The sequence below is a fragment of the Bacillus marasmi genome (genome assembly GCF_902168435.1).
Taxonomy (GTDB): domain Bacteria; phylum Bacillota; class Bacilli; order Bacillales; family Cytobacillaceae; genus Bacillus_BU; species Bacillus_BU marasmi.
Genome location: NZ_LR656179.1, coordinates 1 through 21,153, shown reverse-complemented (window position 1 = coordinate 21,153; position 21,153 = coordinate 1). Strand labels below are relative to the sequence as shown.

The following is a 21,153-nucleotide window of genomic DNA, read 5'->3' as shown; positions in this document are numbered from 1 at the left end:
AGTAATTAGCTGTTTTTTACAGTATGAAAGCTTTGAATATTTAGACTTTTGTAAAACAATAATCATCATACGCCTTATAGATATTTTATAGGGTATGCAACTTAAATCAACTTATTACTTATGGAGGAAAAAGTGAATAACCACAATTTAAAAATTTTGGAGCAATTTTCTATTGAAGCATTCCAGCATGATTTGATTCATTGGTTTGCTATGGAACAGAGACGTTTACCATGGCGAGAAAATCAGGACCCATATCGGATCTGGGTGTCTGAAATTATGCTGCAGCAAACAAGGGTAGATACGGTCATTCCCTACTTTAATTCTTTTATTGAGCAGTTCCCAAGCATTGAAGCTCTTGCAAATGCTGATGAGGAAAAAGTATTAAAGGCATGGGAGGGCTTAGGGTATTATTCAAGAGTTCGTAACCTCCACAGTGCTGTGAAGGAAGTTCATGAACATTATGGTGGTCAAGTACCTAATACGCCAAAAGATATATCGGCATTAAAAGGTGTTGGTCCGTATACTGCAGGAGCGATTTTAAGTATTGCTTATGGGCTTCCAGAACCTGCAGTTGACGGGAATGTTATGCGGGTATTATCACGAATTCTGCTTATTTGGGATGATATCGCAAAACCTTCATCAAGAAAAATCTTTGAATATGCTGTGCGAGAACTAATTTCCCATGAAAATCCATCGTTCTTTAACCAAGCGTTAATGGAGCTTGGCGCTTTAATCTGTACCCCGACCTCACCATCTTGTTTATTATGTCCTGTTCGCGAACATTGTCAGGCATTTGCTGAGGGAGTACAGGGAGAGCTTCCTGTAAAAACGAAAAAGAAGAAACAACGACTTGTATCACTTATCGCTGCGGTATTATCTGACAAAGACGGAAGGCTGTTGATTCATAAGCGACCAAGCAAAGGTCTGTTAGCTGATTTATGGGAATTTCCTAATGTCGAAACTCACTTATCTTTTTCAAATCATAAACAGCACTTTCAGAAATTTATGCTTGAGCAATATGAAACGGTTGTTACATTAGATGAACATATTGGCCAAATTGACCATGTGTTTACCCATTTAGAATGGAATATTCATGTTTATCAAGGTCAAATTCTTGAAGATGTAGCCGAATCTACTACGCTGAAGCTCGTGACCCTTGACCAACTAGAAAACCACGCATTCCCAGTCTCGCATCAAAAAATGCTCAAAAAATACCTAAAACACTAACGCGTTAAAGCAGTGGGGGACTGTCCCCCACTGCTTTAAAGCGTTGATTTAGTTTTGTGTTCTGCGGCGTTCAATTTCTTTTACTATTTGAGCGTGGATAGATTGGCCTTCTACATTTAAGAATGGTACAACCTGCTGAAGCGATTTATGATAATAGGCCAACTCGTGATCATTCCACTCAGTTTTGGAAATCATTTGTAATTCAGTCATATCTCTGGTTATTGACATATATTTACTCCTTTCAAAAATATCGATTTTCGATTTAGTTTGTTCTTATCATTGTCATCTATACAAGGAAAAGCTAAAATAAATATAGTACCAAGTATTAGAACTAGATAGAAATGAGGAAAAAGACAAATGACACAAAAGGTAGCACTTGTAACTGGCAGTAGTAGGGGAATTGGCCGGGCAACAGCACTGCGGCTTGCCAAAGAAGGCTATGACATTGTTGTTAACTATGCTAGAAGTAAAACGGCTGCACTTGAAGTTGCTGCCGAAATAGAGGCTCTTGGACGAAAAGCATTAGTCCTCCGTGCTAATGTTGGGGATGTAGACAAAATTAAAGCAATGTTTGAGCAAATTGATCAAGAATTTGGTCGTTTAGATGTATTTGTTAGCAATGCTGCTTCAGGGGTACAACGCCCATTAATGGAGCTAGAAGAGTCTCATTGGGATTGGACTTTGAATATCAACAGTAAAGCCTTACTTTTCTGTGCTCAAGAAGCTGCTAAGCTTATGGAGAAAAACGGTGGAGGCAGAATAGTTAGCATCAGTTCATTAGGTTCGATTCGTGCACTCGATAATTATACGGCGGTCGGTGTATCCAAAGCAGCTGTTGAAGCATTGACAAGATATTTGGCAGTTGAACTTTCTCCAAAAAATATCATCGTAAACGCTGTTTCCGGTGGAGCAATCGATACGGATGCATTAAAGCACTTCCCAAATCGTGAAGAAATGATTTCCGAAGCGACGCGCAAAACTCCAGCTGGAAAAATGGTCGAAATTGAAGATATGGTTAACACGGTAATGTTCTTGCTATCAGGTGAGACAGACATGATTCGCGGACAAGTCATCATCGTCGATGGTGGTATTTCATTGCTTTTATAATTATCCGATTGGATAAATCAGCTTGAAAATTTGGAAATATATGGCACGACTTGTTCCTCCGCTGCTGGTTATATTAATTAGCGTGGAGGTGATACAAATGGCAAACAACAATCAGCCAAACAAAACATCTGCTGGAACTAATGTTCAGCAAGTGAGACAACAAAACGCTCAATCTGCACAAGGTGGCGCTGGGCAATTCGGTACTGAATTTGCTAGCGAAACAAACGCTGCAGAGGTGAGACGTCAAAACCAACAGTCTCAATCAAGAAAATCTCAAAACTCTGGTCAATTCGGCCAAAGCTAATTACAGCTTAAGGCGAATGACTAAAAAAGGCACTCTTCATCGTGAAGGTGTCTTTTTTGACGTCCTCAAAAGTCCATGACTAACAATCTTTAACTTATCGTTAGTTTCGACAAAACAACAGTTAACTCAACATAACTAGTCAAAGGTATTTAAGTACATTTAACGAATACATATATACTACGAAAATACTTGAGGACGGTGGAGGAAATGAACGACTTTAACCGTTTAATTTCTGCGCAAATGAAAACAATGGACAAATTGTTGGAAATCCAAACAGAATTGGAATCATCACAAAAAATCGAACAAGAATTGCTAAAGCTTGAAGATGCAACGAAATTGGCGTTAGTACAATCCGAAATCATCCGCAAAAAACAAGAATTACGTGAAATACATGAAATTTTTGAGCAGCAAACTGAGGATGTTATTCGTACCTATCAGGAACTCAATCCTATTTGTTAATTTGCCATTTTCAATAAAAAGTAACGAAAATTTAGCCATTGATCCCATTTTCAATGGCTCTTTGTTTTAAATTCTGTGTTTTACCGTTATAATAGTAGAAAATAGGAATAGTTCTTTGTGCCTTTTTTATTTTTATTAATAATTTATTTAATTTATATTATGCGTAGGTTACAAAGCGTCCGGGATGAAAGTAGGGGAGATTATTGGGCGTTCCCATCGAAGGTGAAACAGTACAAATTCATAGCTATAAACACAATGGGCACATCCATCGCGTCTGGGAACAAACAACGATTTTGAAAGGGACGCAAAATCTTGTTATTGGTGGTAATGATCGAACAATGGTGACCGAGTCGGATGGAAGAACATGGATTACTCGCGAACCAGCCATTGTGTATTTCCATTCTCAATATTGGTTTAATGTAATTGGAATGCTACGGGAGGATGGTATTTATTACTATTGCAACATTAGCTCGCCGTTTATTTTCGATAACGAAGCATTAAAATATATTGATTATGACTTGGATATTAAAGTATTTCCAGATATGACCTTTAATTTACTTGATGAAGACGAGTATGAACGTCATCGTAAGGAAATGAAGTATCCAGATATTATTGATCAAATTTTAAAAAGAAATGTCGATCAGCTTATCCAATGGATACGACAACGTAAAGGACCGTTTGCCCCAGATTTTATTGATATTTGGTATGAAAGGTATTTAACTTACAGACGATAATGTTAAAATAGATAAAGTGGTATGCACGAAATGCCTGTTGAGATATTCAACAGGTTTTCTTTTTAGGAGGAGAAGGAACTATTGGGCAGCATATTTCGATACTTACAATTCGTAAAGCCTTATAAATTTCAAATAATGGGTACAGTTTTAATTGGAATTTTAAAATTTGCGATTCCCCTTATTATCCCGTTGATACTAAAATACGTTTTAGATGATATTATTGGGAGCGAATTTCTTTCCAATCAGGAAAAAATTGATAAGCTTTTTGTGTTAATGGGATTGATGATTCTTGTATTTGTGGTGTTACGTCCGCCGATTGAATATTATCGGCAATATTTTGCGCAGTGGACAGCTAGCAGGATATTGTATGATATCCGGGACCGTCTGTTCAATCATATCCAAAAGCTGAGCTTCAAATACTATGCAAATACGAGATCAGGAGAAATTATCTCTAGAGTTATTAATGATGTAGAGCAGACGAAAACTTTCGTTATTTCTGGATTAATGAACATATGGCTTGATGTTGCAACGATTGTTATTGCCATCATCATTATGTTTTCGATGGACCCTTCATTAACCTTGGTCTCATTGATTTTATTCCCATTTTATGGTTTTTCTGTTCGTTATTTTTTCGGCAACTTAAGAAAATTAACAAAGGTTCGCTCCCAAGCATTAGCAGAGGTGCAAAGCTATTTACATGAGCGAGTTCAAGGTATGCCTGTTATTAAAAGTTTTGCGATTGAGGATTTTGAACAAACCCAATTCGATCGGCAAAATCGTAATTTTTTAACGAAAGCCATTGACCATACACGCTGGAACGCCAAATCGTTCGCCGTGGTAAATACAATTACAGATGTAGCGCCATTAATCGTAATTGGTTATTCCGCCTATTTAGTCATTCAAGGTAATTTAAGCTTAGGATCAATGGTTGCATTTATTTCATACATCGAAAAGCTTTATAGTCCATTAAGGAGATTAGTTAATTCATCGACAACGATAACTCAAGCAATTGCATCAATGGACCGGGTGTTTGAGTTTATGGATGAAAAGTATGATATCCAGGATTCTGAGAATGCGATTGAGTGTAAAAATGTTAAAGGTAACATCGTCTTTGAGAATGTTTCATTTGCTTATAATGAAGGTGAAGAGCCAGTTCTTAGGAACATCTCACTAGATGTGAAAAAGGGAGAAACCATTGCCTTTGTCGGAATGAGCGGTGGCGGAAAAAGCTCTTTAGTTAGCTTGATCCCTCGATTTTACGATGTCACGAACGGAAGAATTCTTCTCGATGGAGTAGATACTACAACGTTAAAAGTTCGTTCGCTTCGGGATAAAATCGGCATGGTGCTCCAGGATAATATCCTATTTAGTGAATCCGTCATGACGAATATCCTGTTAGGTAAACCCACAGCGACTGAGAGAGAGGTAATTGAGGCTGCAAAAGCAGCTAATGCACATCAATTTATCATGAATCTTCCCGAGGGCTATCATACAAAGGTTGGCGAAAGAGGCGTAAAGCTATCTGGTGGTCAAAAGCAGCGGATTGCGATTGCGAGGGTCTTTTTGAAAAACCCACCAATACTTGTCCTCGATGAAGCGACTTCCGCATTAGATTTAGAAAGTGAGCACCTCATCCAGGAAGCACTCGACAAGCTTGCAAAAGAAAGGACGACCTTCGTGGTGGCACACCGTTTATCTACAATAACGCATGCTGACCGTATTGTCTTAATTGAACATGGTGAAATTGTTGAAATTGGCAGACATGAAGAATTAATGCAGAAAAAGGGCGGATACTATCGATTATTTCAAGTTCAACAACTGGAGCCAAAAGAAAAAAATGAAGCCCAAACTGGCGTATAGAGCCAGTTTGGTTTTTTTTTGATACAAAATCCCAATTTTTCACCAACATATTTCATTCAGTCCAAGATAACTCTAAAGAATGTTACGAGTTATTCTTGAAAGGGGTCAACAACATATGCAATCACAATCAATAATGCAAACGCCTCCTGAAGCAATTACAACGAAGGATCTTTCTTACATTAAGGATGCATTATCTTGGGAATTACTTGCGTTTAAGAAGTTTCATTACTTAGCGGGCCAGGTCCAAGATCAAGAAATTCAACAAGCATTAGAAAAGGTTGGGCAAACGCACCAACAGCATTATCAAAAACTTCTGTCCCACTTACAAGTTAATAATCAAAGTGCTTTAGCTAACATGCCTGGGGGACAACAACTTCAATAAAAGAGTGGGGGATTCATGTTATGCAAAACCAAAATCAAATCGCAAATCAACAAACTGGTCAATTGCCACAAGTTAAAGGTCCTGAAATGAACGATCGGGATTTTGTAAATGATGGATTAAGTACGTGTAAATATATTACGGATAGCTTAAACAGTGCAGTTCGGGAAGCGAGTCATACTCAGTTGCATGCAGATTTCCTTCAAATATTAACGGAAACTCATCAATGTTCTCGAGATTTATTTAATTTAATGTTCCAAAAAGGTTGGTATAAGCTGGAGGCTGAGGAACAACAAAAAATTGACCAGGCTTATCAGCAATTTAACGGCTATTCTTCTCAATTTCCATATTAAAAAAAGTGGCTATCTTAGCCACTTTTTTCATTAATGATCATTCTTATGAAATGCTTGAAAGCTGGTTATTAGTGTTTCGAGATGCTCAATTTGCTCACGGTATTCAATAATTGAAGAAATCACCTGCATTGAATGGAACAAAATTGGCGATTGGGGATCGTCAAAATCCTTTTGTTGTGCCAAAAATAAATCGAATAACTCCTGTTTACTCATACAATGCTCGTGATTATCAAGAGCGGCATTAGGTTTGATTTTTCCAATAAACAATAAGAGCATTTGTTCATGATGGTTGATTAAACAATCGAGCTGAGCTTGAACTGCTTTTTGAAACTCGGTCGGCATTTGCTGAAGCTCATTCTCATAGCGATGTAGGCGTTTAAGAACCTCTAATGCACGTTTTGTTGTAGCAACCATTTGACGGTAGATGACGAGCTTGCGTGATTTTACCAAGGTTATTTTTTTAAAGTAATTCCGTTCTTCCATGTACATCAAAAATAACTGATCGACCTTGATAATTGAATCTTTAATTTTAGAAATATCATGCTTCAAAAGCCGATGCTCTGAGGCGTGACGAATACTGTAGCGAATCCAACGAATGATTTCTTCCGTTACTTCAGTTATTTTATCGAAAAGTTTATTTTCATACTTCGGTGGAATAAATACTAAATTTACAATAAATGCTGAGAGGACGCCAAGCATAATCGTTGAAAAACGAATCAAGCCAAATTGAATAAATTCATCACCAGGCGTTTCCATTATAGCGATTAAAGTAACCAAGGAAAGGCCAATTGTATTTTCGATGTTTAGTTTTAAATTTATAGTGATTACAATGATGGCTGCCAGGCCAATAATGATAACGTCATTTCCAAACAATAATACAAATGAAACAGCGATGATGGCTCCAATTAAGTTTCCTTGAATTTGTTCAATGATTGATAAATAAGAGCGGTAGATTGTTGGCTGGATGGCAAATATTGCAGCAATTCCAGCGAAAACTGGTGAAGGCAATTTTAATAATTCTGATAGTAAAAGTGCAAGGATAATAGCAATTCCCGTTTTAAAAATGCGGGCTCCTAGCTTCATAATAGGTTCCTTTCTAATCACATGTATTTCGTAAAGACCAAACCAATTATGTATCATACAACGATTAGTTAACAAGTTCAAGGGACAATTTATGAAAAAAAATCGCCTGCTTTTGTTTGCAGGCGATTTTGGTTTTTATTTTTGCATAATTATTTAATCATTCAGTAGAAACTGATGGGTCAGCTTGTTCTTTGACAGGAATTACTTGAATAAAATGGTTCTCTACATCGACTAATAACGTTGCTAAGTTGTCGGCTTCTTCGGTTTGACCTTGCGCTTTAAGGGCTTCTACATATGACCCTAATAACTCATTAATGTCAGCTTTTCCTTTCTCTGAAAGTGGAGTAACTGACACTTTTGCACCTTTGGCAATTCGGCGTCCAATCGCATCTTTAGTTAAGCCCATTTCCGGCTGATGACGAAGGTAGACGACACCACCTGTCATACCTGCACAAATCCACGGACCAGGATCGCCAAGGACAAGACCTCTTCCATTGGTCATATATTCAAAAGCAAATCCTTTAATATTTGCGTTTGTACCAATATTACCAGCCTCATTTTCAGGAATTGGATGCTTTAGTTGACCGCCGATGATGATATCTGCGCCTGATAAGCGAATTCCAGCGCGAGCATCAGCATCACCTTGAGCAACAAGCAATCCTTTTTGCGCACCATAACCAAAGCCTTTTCCGACAGAGCCATTGTAAAATTTTCCATCCTTACCTTGCGCTTTAAAGACTTGGATTTTTCCACCAAAGGAGGTTTTTCCAATTCCGTCTTGTGCTCCACCGCTGATTTCAATATTGATTCCATCACAGTTATAGGCACCTAGACCGTTTCCTGGAATTGATCCTTTATATTTTAAGTTAACAGGTGGTAAATCATGATAAGAGCCATCTAAGCGTCCGCGAACACGATGGCAAGATACTCGACTACCAAGGACACGCTGCTCTGAACCGACGGACTTAAATTCACGGGAATGATGCAGATCAGCTACAACCGAGTCCAAATATTCTGCTCCGACGGCAACCTGTAACTGCGAAGATTCAAATGATTGAACCGCTTCTTTTGCACTTAATGGGCTAATATCTAATGCTTTTAGCAAATAGGTTAAATCTAATTGATCGGTTCCACGCGTCTGTTCGAGCAAGTCGGAACGACCAACTGCATCCTGAAGGTTTTTAATTCCAATTGCTGCTGCTAAGCGTTTTAATTCTGTTCCAAAAGCGGTAAAGAGATTGACGATGCTTTGAACTGCCAATTCAGATTGTCTAGGAACAAAACGACGTAATCCGTGGGCTTTTGCCTGTGCTTCAGAATCTATTTGTGTTGCAATTCCAACGTGACAAGTATCTAGATGACAGCCTCGACATGTTGTACATCCGATTGCAATCATCGATAAGGTTCCAAACCCAATTCGATTTGCGCCAAGCAACATGACTTTAAGGACATCTTGGGCACTCTTGATTCCGCCATCAGCCCATATCTCAACATGATGTCGTAATCCAGCCTCTAAAAGTGCGTTATGTGCTGCTTTTACACCAATTTCAACAGGTAAACCAACGTGTTGAATTGCGTGGATTCTGGCTGCTCCTGTCCCGCCGTCAAAACCACTTAATGTAATAATGTCTGCCCCTGCTTTGGCGATTCCGACTGCAATAGTTCCGATGTTAGGGACAATTGGTACTTTAACAGCAACCTTTGCTTTATCATTGGCAGTTTTTAATTCATGAATCATTTGCGCTAAATCTTCAATTGAGTAAATATCATGATTGTTGGATGGTGAGATTAAATCTGAACCGATAGTCGCATTTCTAGCTTCAGCAATTTTTGCGGTAACCTTTGAACCAGGTAAGTGTCCGCCTTCTCCTGGTTTTGCCCCTTGCCCTATTTTAATTTCAAGCAAATTAGATGAGTTTAATAATTCAGCGTTAACACCGAATCTCCCTGATGCAACTTGTTGACCGCGCGTTTTTGGATACTTTCCTAGCATATCCTTAATTTCTCCGCCTTCGCCATTTAGGCTTACCATATTTAGACGGTTTGCTCCTTCAGCGTAGGCACGAAAGGCAATTTCGTTTTGCGAGCCAAATGACATCGAGGCTATTACGAATGGCAAATCATGCTCACCAACTCGTAGTGTTACCTCCTCAGGAGTACATATTGGATTCGCCTTTTTAAAGCTCACTAAATGGCGGATTGTAACAGGGTTTTGAGCTTCCTGCTCGGAAATCTTTTCGCGGTATGCCTCATAGCTACCAGTTGCAGCCATTTCACCTATCGATTTCCATATCCTCGGGAATAAATTAAATGATTTCCCAATCCGTTCGTTCTCATTATGGTAATCAATTGCTCGTAATAATGAATCTTCCTTTAATGCTTCATAATTATAAGCAAGCTCTTTTGAACCAAAGAAGTTAGTAATATTTAGAGTTTCAGCTATTTCATCGCTTAATCCAATTGCAGAGAACAATCTTCCGTATCCGCGAAGTTCATGGATTCCGATTGTCGAGATTACTTTTTCAATCCCTTTTGTTAAGGCGCTATACAAGTTTTTAACGGTTATTAAAGAATCATCCAATACGGTCATGAACATATAGTAAGGGCTAATCAAGTCAGCGCCTAATCCAACCGCGATCATAATATCATGTAAGTTTCGAATTGCTGCAGAGCGTAATAAGATGGAACAATCCCTACGCATCCCAGCTTTCACGAGTGCCTGGTCAACAGCTGATGTTACAAGATGTGGATCAAGCCAGAATGAATCCTGCTTATGAGCATCCGCGTCGTCTAATATTAGTAAAGTCTTACCAGATTTTGCTGCATCAATTGCTGTTTCTGTTAAGCGATTTAACGCATCTTTAACCGTTTCATTTTTTGCGAAAGTAGTGGGAATATATGAAGCTAATTTCTTCGTTTGGAACAGATTAACTAATTGATCGAAGCTAGGTTGTTCTAAATCCCCTGAAGCATCAAAGCCAACTTTACCTTCAATTAATATTGGTGTAGTCAGTTCGACGATTACGCTTACATCCTCTTTAGAAAATAGTGAAGGGCGTTTCCCAATAACTGTACGGGTTGAGAAATGCTCCGTTTCACGGTCGCGGTCAATGGCAGGATTAGTAACAACTGCAACACTTTCTTTGATAAAATCAGGAATATTTCTCCGCTCTAAATTTAAGCTAGCAAGAGGTGTATCATGTCCAAGCGAACGAATTGGTTCAACGCCTTTTTCAGCCATTTGCTCAACCAATTGTACTTGGTCTCTTTCCCAACCAAAAGCTTTATATTGACCATTTGTAATTTTAGTTGGATAGTTGATGGTTACAATTTTTTCAGCCTTAGGCGGTAAAATTCGTTTCCTGGCATCCTTAAAATTAAGATGTGAAGAAAAGCGTTGATAAACTTCCTCTTGATAATCTTGCATATAATAGGCTTTCAGGTCGTCACCATTCCATTTGAAACCTACCTTTTCACCTGGAGCTAAAGGTTTTGGATCATTCATATATTCAGTAGTTGGAATGATGCCTGGTTCAGATGCAAATAGGTATGATTTTTCAGTCTCAAGCATCCAGAGTGGTCGAAGCCCAAGTGCGTCAACGCTGAAGACTGCTTCATCAGCAAATCGAGAAATAATGCCTGCTGGACCCTGGGCAAAATGCCCCCATGCTTCACGAAGGTACGTATACAGATCTTTTAAATGTTTAGGGAATGCTTTTATTTCATTAATGATTGGTGGAAAGAGAACATCCATCGTCTCAAATAAGGAATAGCCGTCCCGACAAATAAATGTATCGATGATTCGGCTTAAATCTTGTGAATCGCTGCCATCCTTTACTAAAGGAACTTGTATCTTTCTGGCTTCATCGCGTAATTTTGCGATAGTATTGATTTCGCCATTATGTCCAAGTACAGCAAATGGTTGAACTCTAAAAAAGCTAGATAAGGTATTTGTAGAATAACGATTATGCCCGAGTGTTATGGTTGAAGCAACAATTGGGCTCGCGAGGTCGTGATAATATTTTGGTAGTATGTCACCAGCACCCATTACTTTATAAACAGCAATATATTGACTTAAAGAGGCAACATGAACCGCATCATTTAATTCAAACTCTACGGTTAATTCAAACAGCTTCTGGGATAATTCCTTTCCAGAAACAGGGGCAAGGCAGGCGAATTGCCAAAAAACAGGGTTTTCTTGAATGGCGATTGGCCCTAGTGCACTAGAATCAGTCACTTGGTCGGATTGGAAGATAAGTTCAAAGCCGCCTTTAGATAGCTTTTTTTGTAAATATGCGATAATATCCTTTGGACCAGCATTTTTAGTTATAAAAATATGTCCAACAACAAAGTTATCACGCTCCGTAATGGCAGGATCTGCACCTTCCTTCGCTAATTTCTCCTTCCATAATTCGCGAGGGATATCAACATGAATTCCAACTCCATCACCTTCGCCATTAATAAAGCCTGCACGATGGTTCATTAGGACAAGGGCATCAATACAATGAAAGATATTTTCCCTTGTAGGTATTTTCTTTTTCTCAAGACTAGCAACGATTCCGCATGCATCGTGCTCTTGCTTTCGAAAATCAGTAAAGAGAGAAGGGCTCCATTTTTGATTCATATTTTTCGGCTTTATTAAAGGAATACCTCACAAAGCCGTTTCACCTCCCATAATAATTTTATTTATCATTGTCATAAATGAAAAAATGCTTAAATTCATTGATTTATACATTAAATTTCAAGCATTGAAAACGGGTTGCAATACTAGCACAATGGTATTTTTATAGTATCATAGGAATATTCAGAAATCAATTTTCTTTGCATAAGATTAAAAGGTTTATAATGTGGTAACGATGAGAAATTATGGTAAAATAAAACCGCTTTTTGTTGATATAATAACAAAACCAGAAGAATTTAGTTTCTCCTGGTTTGTACGCCTTTATGCATAATTATTCATTATTTAGTATTGAAAATGCTTGGTTTACAGCGTGGATTGTGGCCTCAATATCGTCTTCAGTATGGGCAATAGTCAGGAACCACGCTTCGTATTTTGAAGGAGCAAGATTAATTCCTTGATGTAGCATTAACTTGAAGAATTTCCCGAACATTTCACCGTCCGATTTTTCTGCCTGCTGATAATTTTCAATTTTTTCTTCATCAGTAAAATAGACTGTTAAAGCACCTTTTAACCGGTTAATGCTGATTGAGATTTGATGTTCTTTTGCAGCTTTTAAAATGCCTTCTTCAAGCATTGCGCCTAATCGATCTAAATATTCGTATACACCGTTTTGGTTTAGTACTTCAAGACACGCAATTCCAGATAGTATTGAAGCAGGGTTACCAGCCATTGTACCAGCTTGATAGGCTGGACCGAGTGGGGCAACTTTTTCCATAATGTCCGCTCGGCCGCCATAGGCACCGATTGGTAGACCACCACCAATGATTTTTCCGAGTGCTGTTAAGTCTGGTTTTACACCAAGTAAATCCTGAGCACCACCATACATAAATCTGAATGCGGTAATCACTTCATCGTAAATGACTAGTGCGCCTTTAGCGTGAGTTAAATCATTAACAGCTTGTAAGAAGCCTGGTTTTGGTTCGACAATCCCAAAGTTGCCGACGATTGGTTCAACTAAAACAGCTGCAACCTGATCGCCCCATTTATCAAGAGCTTCTTTGTAGGCTTCAATATCGTTATAGGGAACTGTAATGACCTCTTGGGCTATGCTTTGAGGTACTCCGGCAGAGTCCGGTGTGCCTAAGGTTGATGGTCCAGAGCCAGCTGCGACAAGAACTAGATCGGAATGTCCGTGATAACAGCCAGCAAATTTAATAATTTTATCTCTGCCAGTGTAGGCACGAGCCACACGAATCGTTGTCATCACTGCCTCGGTTCCTGAATTGTTAAAACGGACTTTATCTAGGGAAGGAATTGCTTCCTTCAGCATTTTCGCAAATTTGACTTCATGTGGTGTAGGGGTACCGAACAACACACCCGTTTCTGCCGCTTTTTTAATTGCCTCAGTAATGTGTGGGTGAGCATGCCCTGTAATAATCGGTCCATATGCTGCCAAATAGTCAATATACTGATTACCATCCACGTCAAAGAAATAAGCTCCTTGCCCTCTTTCCATTACTACTGGTGCACCACCACCAACGGCCTTATAGGAACGTGAAGGACTGTTAACCCCGCCGACAATATGCTGTAAAGCTTCATTATGTAGCCTTTCTGAATTAGTAAATTTCATGATATATCCTCCTAATTTCCCCTGTCTTTTTCGGGACAAAGTTTATATATAATAGATGAAAAACGTAAATAATTAAGTATTCATATCCGTATTCACCCCAATGTGCATTATTATTTTAACATTAATTACTAAGCGATGCAGAATATTCCTAAGGAGATTGGAACGGAACCAACATTGTAATAATTAAGCGGACATGGAGTACCTTATTTGCGGTGAAAAATCTTAAATAGAAAGATTTGCGGACAACAGACACCTTATTTAGTCAAAATCATGAAAATTAAGCGGTTTTTCCCGTAAATAGAGGATACAATGTCCGCTTTCACATCGGAAATACTGTTTTTAGCACATATAAAGGATTAGATGTCCGCTAAATAGTGATGCATACCAAATTGCAAATCATGTTTGTTGTGTTAACGTTAATCGTTCGCTAAACTATAAATTTAGGGCTGCCGTAAACATTGTTGGAGGAGAATAAGATGAAAGATGCAATCGTAGTAAACGATTTAAGAAAAGAATTTAAGTCATACTCAAGCAGGTCGGGGTTAAAGGGAGCTTTCCGTGACTTGTTTACGAGAAACTATAAAGTGGTTCCAGCGGTAAATGATATTAATTTTTCAATCAAGCAAGGTGAAATGGTTGGTTATATTGGTGAAAATGGGGCAGGAAAATCAACAACGATTAAAATGTTAACAGGTATTCTCACGCCAACCTCTGGTAGTGTCATTGTCAACGGAATGAATCCACACAAGGAACGTGAAAAATTCGTGCAAACCATCGGCGTTGTCTTTGGTCAGCGATCGCAATTATGGTGGGATATTGCAGTTCAGGAATCCTTTCGGCTGTTAAAAAAGGTCTATAAGGTTTCTGATGCCCAATATAACGAGCATATGGACCACGTTATTAAAACACTTGATTTAGAACCATTATTGGATAAACCGGTTCGAAAGCTTTCGCTAGGGCAACGTATGCGCTGTGAGCTTGCTGCAGCACTGATTCATAATCCGCCTTTATTATTTCTTGATGAGCCAACAATAGGGCTGGATGTTCTCGTAAAATTGAAGATTCGTGAATTCTTGAAGGAAATCAACCAAAAGTATAATACGACTGTGTTACTTACAACCCATGATTTATCTGATATCGAGGCATTATGTGAGCGGGTTATTATGCTTGATGATGGAAAAATTATATATGATGGTGCGCTTGCTAGCTTAAAAGAAAAATGGGGTGACGGTAAGGATGTACAGTTTCAATTTTTACAACAAGTTGAACTATACGATTTGCAAAAATTAACCAGTCATTACCCTCTTACCTGGGAAGTCGATCAAGACAATCAAACCTATACGGTACACATTGAAAACGACAATGATGAACTCATCTCGAACCTCATTGCTAAAATCGTATCTACTTATAAGGTTAAAGATTTAAAAATCAATGAGTTATCCACTGAAGAAATTGTACGAAACATTTATGAAAAAGGTTCAGCATAAAGGGGGAGTGAAGGATGGATAAGTATATTGAAATGATCCGAATTCGCTTCCTAATGATGCTAGCTTATCGGACAAATTACTACACCGGTATTCTAATCTATAGTATTAATATTGGAGCTTATTATTTCTTATGGAATGGCATTTATGGAGATAAGCCGGAAATTGAAGGATTAACGGTCGCACAAATGACTACTTATATTGCGGTTGCCTGGATGGCACGTGCATTTTACTTTAATAACCTCGATCGGGAAATGGCAATAGAGATAATGGAAGGCAGAGTAGCAGTTGAATTAATCCGACCATACAGTTATTTAGGTATGAAGGTAATGCAGGGGTTAGGAGAAGGGATATTTCGGTTATTCTTTTTCTCACTGCCAGGAATGGTGATTGTTGCGTTTATTTTTCAGCTTGATTTTTCAATCTCGCCAACTAGCCTTTTATTGTTTTTTGTCTCAATACTTTTTAGCTTTTTCATTAATACGCAAATTAACCTGCTGACAGGAATTGCTACGTTCTTTCTATATAATAACAGTGGACTGATCCGCGCAAAAAGGGTTGTGATTGATTTATTTTCGGGACTGCTGTTGCCAATAAGCTTTTTTCCAGGCTGGGCCCAACAAATCATGAATTATTTGCCATTTCAAGGCATTAGTTATTATCCAAGTATGATTTTTACTGGTGGATTTTCACACGAGCAGGCAATACAGGCTATCATTTCACAAGCTGTTTGGGTAGGAATTCTAATTGTGCCGATATATGTATTATGGATTCTCGCAAAAAAACAGCTGATTATCCAAGGAGGGTGACAGATGTTTTATGTAAAAATCTTTTTTCAATATGTCGCCCAGTATTTAAAGACGAGAATGGAATATCGTTCGAATTTGATTGTTGAAATCGTCACCGATTTATTGCAGCAGGCTGTGAATTTTGTGTTTATTTTAGTAGTATTTGGCCATACACAAATGCTGGCTGGCTGGAGTAGGGAGGAAATTATCTTCATTTATGGATTTTTTCTCGTTCCGACTGCACTGTTTTCTGCTTTCTTTAATATTTGGGATTTTAATGAGCGTTATATCGTTAAAGGGGAGTTTGACCGCATTTTAACTCGACCGATTCATAGCTTATTTCAAATCATTTTAGAACGCATGGAGCTGGAGGCTTTATTTGGAGGAATTACCGGGTTGGCAGTGATGCTATATGCTGGGTCAATGTTAAATCTAGAAATTCGTTGGTTTGATCCGGTCTTGTTTATTGTCTTTGTAGCGGGTGGTGTCCTAGTGTATGCGGGGATTTTCGTGTTGATTGCTTGCATAAGCTTTTGGGCTGATGCAAAAACGTCAATCATGCCGATGATGTACAACATTAGTAATTACGGACGTTATCCAGTTGATATTTATAATAAAGCAATAAGATTTGTATTAACCTGGCTTCTACCATTCGCATTTGTTGGTGTATATCCAGCGTCCTTTTTTCTGGGGAAAAGCCAATGGTACACCTATGCGTTCATTACACCAATCATTGGAATAGTTTTCTTCGCATTATCTGTTGTCGTTTGGAACCAAGGGGTTAAACGGTACCGCGGAGCTGGAAACTAAAGAGTTAAGATTAGACAGGCTAGCATACTAGAAGGTCATGGAGCGTATTCTTTATTAGGAAGATAAGGGAGCGAATTCCATGGCCTTTTACATTTTATTTATCTGTGTGGTCTTTTGTATTTTTATGAGCTTAAGAGTACTATTTTTACCGCGTTCGATACGAGGAAATCCCGTTTCATTAGAAAACTTTTTTATGCTAGCTATGTTATATGCCACTATCATGATTGGCTTTGGTCTGTTATTTATGATGCTTGAAATGAAAGGCTTTCTACTGATTGTCGATGCAAGCGAATCCGATCATATTAGCTTTTTTACTCAACTGGAAACCTACATATATTTTAGTGGAATGACTTTGTTTTCAGTTGGTTATGGTGATATTACACCGATTGGAATCGGAAGACTTCTAGCCATTACCGAAGCGTTGCTTGGGCATACAATTGCAGCAGCTTTTGTGGCAAGAGCTGTTTTTGACCGGAATTAACGAAGCCTGATAATTGTATTTTCAGGAAAAAATCTGCTAGGCTAAACATAGCAATTTTGAATAGAGGAGGATTTATTATGACTATTGAAGTAGGCCAACAAGCACCGGAATTTGAACTCCCTTCAACAGAGGGAAAAACAGTGAAATTATCGGACTATATAGGGAGTAATGTCGTGCTTTATTTTTACCCTAAGGACATGACACCGGGCTGCACGACGGAAGCCTGTGATTTTCGGGATTATCATGGTCAATTTCAGGAAGTAAATGCTGTCATTCTTGGAGTAAGTCCTGACCCACTAAAACGACACGAAACATTTATCGCCAAGCATGGTCTCCCTTTCCAGCTACTAGCTGACGAGGACCATCAAGCAGCGGAAAGCTATGGGGTTTGGAAGTTAAAGAAAAATTTTGGCAAAGAATATATGGGGATTGAACGGTCTACCTTTGTTATTGACAAGAATGGCAATCTTGTTAAGGAGTGGCGCAAGGTAAAAGTTAAAGGTCACGTCGAAGAAGCACTCCAATTTATTAAAGAAAATCTATAGTAAGACAAGCCTGTTTTTTTTAGAAAAGGCATTTGTCCAATTCATTTTTTCTATATGTGAATACATTATATTAGGGCATACCTCCTCAGAATTTTTTTTAGCGAATCGAGCCGATTCGCTTTTTTTATGCAAAAAAGTTCATAAAAAATGAATTCAGTATATTCTGATGATATGATAATAAAAGATATAATGGAGAAAAAATAGGGATTAATAAACAAATCAAAGCAGTTGAACTACTATATTCGTAAGTTTGAAAGGGGATACAAAACATGAAAATTTATACAAAAACAGGGGATAAGGGGACAACCTCTTTAGTATATGGTCAACGAGTGCGCAAGGATGACCTTCGTGTTGAAGCTTATGGTACTTGTGATGAAGCGAATTCGATGATTGGTTTAGCACTTAGTTATTTAAGTGGAGAAAAATTCCAAGGAAAAGAAACGATAGAAGCTGCATATCATAAAATACAAACGATTTTATTTCATGTGGGAGCTGAATTGGCTACTCCGGCTGGAAAAGAAGTTAAGTGGAAGCTTGAAAGTAAAGAAATTGAGGAAATGGAAACGCTAATAGATGAATGGGATAAGAACTTACCTGCTTTAACGAATTTTGTGTTACCAGGCGGACATCCATCTGGCGCAGCATTTCATAGTGCTAGAACAATTGCAAGAAGAGCAGAGCGATGTTCAGTAGGGCTTGAGGGAGAAGTCAATCCGTTGGTGTTAGCATACTTAAATCGCCTTTCTGATTTGTTATTTGTAACAGCTAGATATGTTAATTTCCAATTAGGTGCAGTCGAAAAAACACTTCATCAAGATTAACCTATAAAGAATTTCTATTTTAATAGTTGTTATATTGACAAAAGTATTTGTTATTGAGTACACTAATTATAAACATTATAATTTGAAAATCTTTATAGAAAAGAGGTGCATGGCGATGTCACAAAATCCGTTAAAAGAAGCGTTGGATACTTTAAAAGATACTGGAGTACGTATTACTCCTCAACGTCATGCGATACTTGAATATTTAATAAACTCCATGTCACACCCTACGGCTGATGATATTTACAAAGCTTTAGAAGGAAAGTTTCCAAATATGAGTGTGGCAACAGTTTACAACAATTTACGAGTATTTCGTGAAGTAGGACTTGTCAAAGAACTTACTTACGGGGATGCATCCAGCCGCTTTGATTTTGTCACGACACATCATTACCATGTAATTTGTGAAAACTGCGGAAAAATTGTTGATTTCCATTATCCTGGACTAGATGAAGTAGAGCATTTAGCTTCACATGTTACAGGCTTTAAAATCAGTCACCACCGTTTAGAAATATACGGCAATTGTCCTGATTGCTCAAATAAGGAAACCCATTAAAAAAGAAGGCTAATAGTAGCCTTCTTTTTTTATTGTTTTGTTTTTCTGTTATATTTTTCGTCGAATTGTTTACCTTCTAAGTTTGGATCTAAGGTTAATGGCTCGTTGCAATACATACACATATCCACTTTTCCGAGTACCTTTGTCGTTTTTCCACAACTTGGACAAACCACTTGAACCGTCTTCGTAGAGAGCATGCCAATCCAAAAATATACAGCGGTACTAGCGATAATAAATAGTAACCCTACTAGCATAAAGACGGACATCACTACTGGTTTTGTTCTGAAATAAATTCCCCCATACATTACGATAAATCCAATGAAAATTAAGCTTAATGCAAACGATCGTATTTTATTAATTTTACTCGAGTATTTTGCCATAATTTGTCCCCTCCTCTTGCATCAACTTATTATATCATCGTAATGGATTTAAGTGGTAATGAATGTGATGGAGGAAATGTTCCTTGTAATGAAGGATTTCAATTTCAATTGTCGAACTATATACGCTATCTGAAAATTTTTGGAGGAATGATTATGGAACACATTCTTCGTCCCATTTACCAAGAACGGGCAAGTCAAGCGAATACGCTAGGTGTATTGCTAATCGAAAAACGAGAAAAAGCAAGTCCGATTACAGATACATTTGATGCAGTATTATTAATTATTGTGAATGAGTCAGAACGTCCGCTACATGTGAAGCATTACAGTTACCAGAATAAAAAGGCTGCATTAAATTTAGTCCGTGAAGACCAATTAAACGAATGGCTATTAATGGGAAGTAATCGCAAAATCCTTGAATGGATATTTTCTGGCAAGATACTCTATGATCGTAACGATTATTTACACAATCTTAAGTTAGAACTAAGAGAGTTTCCATTCTATGGTAGAAAAATAAAAATGGGAATTGAGTATTCAAAGTTAATCCGCCGTTACCTTGATGGGAAAGCTTTTTTTGAAAATAAACATTATATGGATGCTTATAATCACATTGTTCATTCGTTACATCATCTGGCCAGGTTATCGGTCATTGAAAATGGTTTCCATCCTGATATGACGGTTTGGAATCAAGTGAAACAAATTGAACCAGAGATTTATAAGTTATACGAGGAGCTTATTAGTAGTGAGGAATCCATTGAAAAGAGATTGGAATTATTGTTCCTAGCCGGAGAGTTCCTGGTTCATTCTCGGACTAATATCGGATCCAAGCATTTAATTGAAACACTCCAGGAAAAAGAACTTTGGTCATTTGATGAAATGGTAAATCATCCGGATTTAAGTCCGTATTCAGTGGATTTAAGCGTTATGCTTGAGTATTTAATCGAGAAAAATTACATTAATGTCGTAACTAAAGAAACAAAAGGCAAAGATATATTGCATCGTTATTATAGTGTGATTAAAAAAGATTAAATTTATTTTTGAAAAACTATTGACCTTTTTTCTAATACTTGATATATTTATAACCGTCGCTGCGAACGACATGGATTAAACCAAACTTCGCGGTTGACGGTTTTTGAAAAACGGTGTTGACATCATAAACACCATGTGATATATTAATAAAGTCGCCTCAAGCGATAACGAAAAAATTGCTCTTTGAAAACTAAACAAACAAACGTCAACAATAAACAAATTTTAGTGTATCTGACTTCGGTCATGAACACTAGCCAACGTAACTTTTATGAGCTAAATCAACTTTCTCGCGTATAACGCGCAGTAATATCCTTTCGGATAACTGCCCGTAAATGCCCGATTGATTCGACTAACCATCTAAAGATGGAAGTCTCATCTTATTGGAGAGTTTGATCCTGGCTCAGGACGAACGCTGGCGGCGTGCCTAATACATGCAAGTCGAGCGGACTTGAGGGAGCTTGCTCCCGATAGTCAGCGGCGGACGGGTGAGTAACACGTGGGCAACCTG

21 protein-coding genes and 1 rRNA gene are annotated in these 21,153 nt (G+C 38.0%); 17 read left to right on the top strand and 5 right to left on the bottom strand.

Going from position 1 to position 21,153, the window contains the following annotated elements; all coding sequences use genetic code 11:
* The first annotated feature begins 132 nt into the window (after positions 1–132).
* Positions 133–1,227, top strand: a complete 1,095-nt coding sequence (mutY, locus tag FXW34_RS18750; RefSeq protein WP_425457451.1) for an A/G-specific adenine glycosylase — start codon at positions 133–135, stop codon at positions 1,225–1,227.
* Positions 1,228–1,275: 48 nt separating this feature from the next.
* On the opposite strand, the gene FXW34_RS18745 is transcribed toward mutY, so the two are convergent.
* A complete protein-coding gene (locus tag FXW34_RS18745; protein ID WP_147535592.1) occupies positions 1,276–1,455 on the bottom strand; it encodes a hypothetical protein in 180 nt (59 codons plus the stop codon).
* A 129-nt stretch (positions 1,456–1,584) separates the two neighbouring features.
* On the opposite strand from FXW34_RS18745, the gene fabL reads away from it, so the two are divergent.
* The 7 genes from fabL to FXW34_RS18710 all read left to right on the top strand — a co-directional run bounded on the left by fabL (position 1,585) and on the right by FXW34_RS18710 (position 6,423).
* The gene (gene fabL, locus FXW34_RS18740; protein WP_147535591.1) at positions 1,585–2,334 is read left to right on the top strand and encodes an enoyl-[acyl-carrier-protein] reductase FabL; all 750 of its coding nucleotides are present in this window, start codon (positions 1,585–1,587) and stop codon (positions 2,332–2,334) included.
* Positions 2,335–2,431: 97 nt separating this feature from the next.
* The gene (locus FXW34_RS18735; RefSeq protein ID WP_147535590.1) at positions 2,432–2,638 is read left to right on the top strand and encodes a gamma-type small acid-soluble spore protein; all 207 of its coding nucleotides are present in this window, start codon (positions 2,432–2,434) and stop codon (positions 2,636–2,638) included.
* A gap of 207 nt (positions 2,639–2,845) precedes the next feature.
* A complete protein-coding gene (locus FXW34_RS18730; RefSeq protein ID WP_147535589.1) occupies positions 2,846–3,097 on the top strand; it encodes a YgaB family protein in 252 nt (83 codons plus the stop codon).
* Between the two features lie 203 nt (positions 3,098–3,300).
* The gene (ntdP, locus tag FXW34_RS18725) at positions 3,301–3,831 is read left to right on the top strand and encodes a nucleoside tri-diphosphate phosphatase (RefSeq protein ID WP_147535588.1); all 531 of its coding nucleotides are present in this window, start codon (positions 3,301–3,303) and stop codon (positions 3,829–3,831) included.
* 81 nt (positions 3,832–3,912) lie between these two features.
* Entirely contained in the window at positions 3,913–5,691 is a 1,779-nt protein-coding gene (locus FXW34_RS18720) for an ABC transporter ATP-binding protein (RefSeq protein WP_147535587.1), read from the top strand.
* 115 nt (positions 5,692–5,806) lie between these two features.
* Positions 5,807–6,073, top strand: a complete 267-nt coding sequence (locus FXW34_RS18715; protein WP_147535586.1) for a ferritin-like domain-containing protein — start codon at positions 5,807–5,809, stop codon at positions 6,071–6,073.
* 20 nt (positions 6,074–6,093) lie between these two features.
* On the top strand, positions 6,094–6,423 hold the full coding sequence (locus FXW34_RS18710) for a spore coat protein (RefSeq protein ID WP_147535585.1): 330 nt from the start codon (positions 6,094–6,096) through the stop codon (positions 6,421–6,423).
* A 30-nt stretch (positions 6,424–6,453) separates the two neighbouring features.
* Here the strand turns inward: FXW34_RS18710 and FXW34_RS18705 are convergent, their stop codons facing one another.
* The 3 genes from FXW34_RS18705 to FXW34_RS18695 all read right to left on the bottom strand — a co-directional run bounded on the left by FXW34_RS18705 (position 6,454) and on the right by FXW34_RS18695 (position 13,757).
* The gene (locus tag FXW34_RS18705; RefSeq protein ID WP_147535584.1) at positions 6,454–7,506 is read right to left on the bottom strand and encodes an FUSC family protein; all 1,053 of its coding nucleotides are present in this window, start codon (positions 7,504–7,506) and stop codon (positions 6,454–6,456) included.
* Between the two features lie 157 nt (positions 7,507–7,663).
* Positions 7,664–12,130 (bottom strand): glutamate synthase-related protein, encoded by a 4,467-nt coding sequence (locus FXW34_RS18700; RefSeq protein WP_147535583.1) that lies wholly within the window; start codon positions 12,128–12,130, stop codon positions 7,664–7,666.
* Positions 12,131–12,458: 328 nt separating this feature from the next.
* Positions 12,459–13,757 (bottom strand): glutamate-1-semialdehyde 2,1-aminomutase, encoded by a 1,299-nt coding sequence (locus tag FXW34_RS18695; protein WP_147535582.1) that lies wholly within the window; start codon positions 13,755–13,757, stop codon positions 12,459–12,461.
* A 476-nt stretch (positions 13,758–14,233) separates the two neighbouring features.
* On the opposite strand from FXW34_RS18695, the gene FXW34_RS18690 reads away from it, so the two are divergent.
* From FXW34_RS18690 to perR, 7 genes are all read left to right on the top strand, one after another.
* A complete protein-coding gene (locus tag FXW34_RS18690) occupies positions 14,234–15,244 on the top strand; it encodes an ABC transporter ATP-binding protein (protein ID WP_147535581.1) in 1,011 nt (336 codons plus the stop codon).
* A 14-nt stretch (positions 15,245–15,258) separates the two neighbouring features.
* On the top strand, positions 15,259–16,050 hold the full coding sequence (locus FXW34_RS18685; protein ID WP_147535580.1) for an ABC transporter permease: 792 nt from the start codon (positions 15,259–15,261) through the stop codon (positions 16,048–16,050).
* 3 nt (positions 16,051–16,053) lie between these two features.
* Positions 16,054–16,839, top strand: a complete 786-nt coding sequence (locus FXW34_RS18680) for an ABC transporter permease (RefSeq protein ID WP_147535579.1) — start codon at positions 16,054–16,056, stop codon at positions 16,837–16,839.
* Between the two features lie 79 nt (positions 16,840–16,918).
* Entirely contained in the window at positions 16,919–17,320 is a 402-nt protein-coding gene (locus tag FXW34_RS18675) for an ion channel (protein WP_147535578.1), read from the top strand.
* A 77-nt stretch (positions 17,321–17,397) separates the two neighbouring features.
* Positions 17,398–17,865: a thioredoxin-dependent thiol peroxidase gene (gene bcp, locus FXW34_RS18670; RefSeq protein WP_147535577.1), complete on the top strand. Its 468-nt coding sequence runs from the start codon at positions 17,398–17,400 to the stop codon at positions 17,863–17,865.
* A gap of 269 nt (positions 17,866–18,134) precedes the next feature.
* A complete protein-coding gene (locus tag FXW34_RS18665) occupies positions 18,135–18,686 on the top strand; it encodes a cob(I)yrinic acid a,c-diamide adenosyltransferase (RefSeq protein WP_147535576.1) in 552 nt (183 codons plus the stop codon).
* Positions 18,687–18,801: 115 nt separating this feature from the next.
* A complete protein-coding gene (perR, locus tag FXW34_RS18660) occupies positions 18,802–19,239 on the top strand; it encodes a peroxide-responsive transcriptional repressor PerR (RefSeq protein WP_187119030.1) in 438 nt (145 codons plus the stop codon).
* Positions 19,240–19,268: 29 nt separating this feature from the next.
* Here the strand turns inward: perR and FXW34_RS18655 are convergent, their stop codons facing one another.
* Positions 19,269–19,622, bottom strand: coding sequence for a YgzB family protein (locus FXW34_RS18655; RefSeq protein WP_187119032.1), 354 nt, complete (start codon positions 19,620–19,622; stop codon positions 19,269–19,271).
* A 150-nt stretch (positions 19,623–19,772) separates the two neighbouring features.
* Between FXW34_RS18655 and FXW34_RS18650 the strand changes: the two genes are divergently transcribed.
* Together FXW34_RS18650 and FXW34_RS18645 are read left to right on the top strand one after the other, a co-directional pair.
* Positions 19,773–20,645, top strand: a complete 873-nt coding sequence (locus FXW34_RS18650) for a nucleotidyltransferase-like protein (protein WP_147535573.1) — start codon at positions 19,773–19,775, stop codon at positions 20,643–20,645.
* Between the two features lie 377 nt (positions 20,646–21,022).
* Positions 21,023–21,153: ribosomal RNA gene (locus FXW34_RS18645) — 16S ribosomal RNA — on the top strand; the annotation flags it as partial.

Excerpts from the sequence above, each read along its gene's own strand:
- FXW34_RS18730 (WP_147535589.1), top strand. The coding sequence starts at position 2,846 with ATGAACGACTTTAACCGTTTAATTTCTGCGCAAATGAAAACAATGGAC.
- FXW34_RS18665 (WP_147535576.1), top strand. The coding sequence starts at position 18,135 with ATGAAAATTTATACAAAAACAGGGGATAAGGGGACAACCTCTTTAGTA.
- FXW34_RS18710 (WP_147535585.1), top strand. The coding sequence starts at position 6,094 with ATGCAAAACCAAAATCAAATCGCAAATCAACAAACTGGTCAATTGCCA.
- FXW34_RS18690 (WP_147535581.1), top strand. The coding sequence starts at position 14,234 with ATGAAAGATGCAATCGTAGTAAACGATTTAAGAAAAGAATTTAAGTCA.
- perR (WP_187119030.1), top strand. The coding sequence starts at position 18,802 with ATGTCACAAAATCCGTTAAAAGAAGCGTTGGATACTTTAAAAGATACT.
- FXW34_RS18695 (WP_147535582.1), bottom strand. The coding sequence starts at position 13,757 with ATGAAATTTACTAATTCAGAAAGGCTACATAATGAAGCTTTACAGCAT.
- FXW34_RS18700 (WP_147535583.1), bottom strand. The coding sequence starts at position 12,130 with ATGAATCAAAAATGGAGCCCTTCTCTCTTTACTGATTTTCGAAAGCAA.
- FXW34_RS18715 (WP_147535586.1), top strand. The coding sequence starts at position 5,807 with ATGCAATCACAATCAATAATGCAAACGCCTCCTGAAGCAATTACAACG.
- FXW34_RS18705 (WP_147535584.1), bottom strand. The coding sequence starts at position 7,506 with ATGAAGCTAGGAGCCCGCATTTTTAAAACGGGAATTGCTATTATCCTT.
- FXW34_RS18685 (WP_147535580.1), top strand. The coding sequence starts at position 15,259 with ATGGATAAGTATATTGAAATGATCCGAATTCGCTTCCTAATGATGCTA.
- FXW34_RS18735 (WP_147535590.1), top strand. The coding sequence starts at position 2,432 with ATGGCAAACAACAATCAGCCAAACAAAACATCTGCTGGAACTAATGTT.
- FXW34_RS18745 (WP_147535592.1), bottom strand. The coding sequence starts at position 1,455 with ATGTCAATAACCAGAGATATGACTGAATTACAAATGATTTCCAAAACT.
- FXW34_RS18675 (WP_147535578.1), top strand. The coding sequence starts at position 16,919 with ATGGCCTTTTACATTTTATTTATCTGTGTGGTCTTTTGTATTTTTATG.
- FXW34_RS18680 (WP_147535579.1), top strand. The coding sequence starts at position 16,054 with ATGTTTTATGTAAAAATCTTTTTTCAATATGTCGCCCAGTATTTAAAG.
- bcp (WP_147535577.1), top strand. The coding sequence starts at position 17,398 with ATGACTATTGAAGTAGGCCAACAAGCACCGGAATTTGAACTCCCTTCA.
- fabL (WP_147535591.1), top strand. The coding sequence starts at position 1,585 with ATGACACAAAAGGTAGCACTTGTAACTGGCAGTAGTAGGGGAATTGGC.
- FXW34_RS18650 (WP_147535573.1), top strand. The coding sequence starts at position 19,773 with ATGGAACACATTCTTCGTCCCATTTACCAAGAACGGGCAAGTCAAGCG.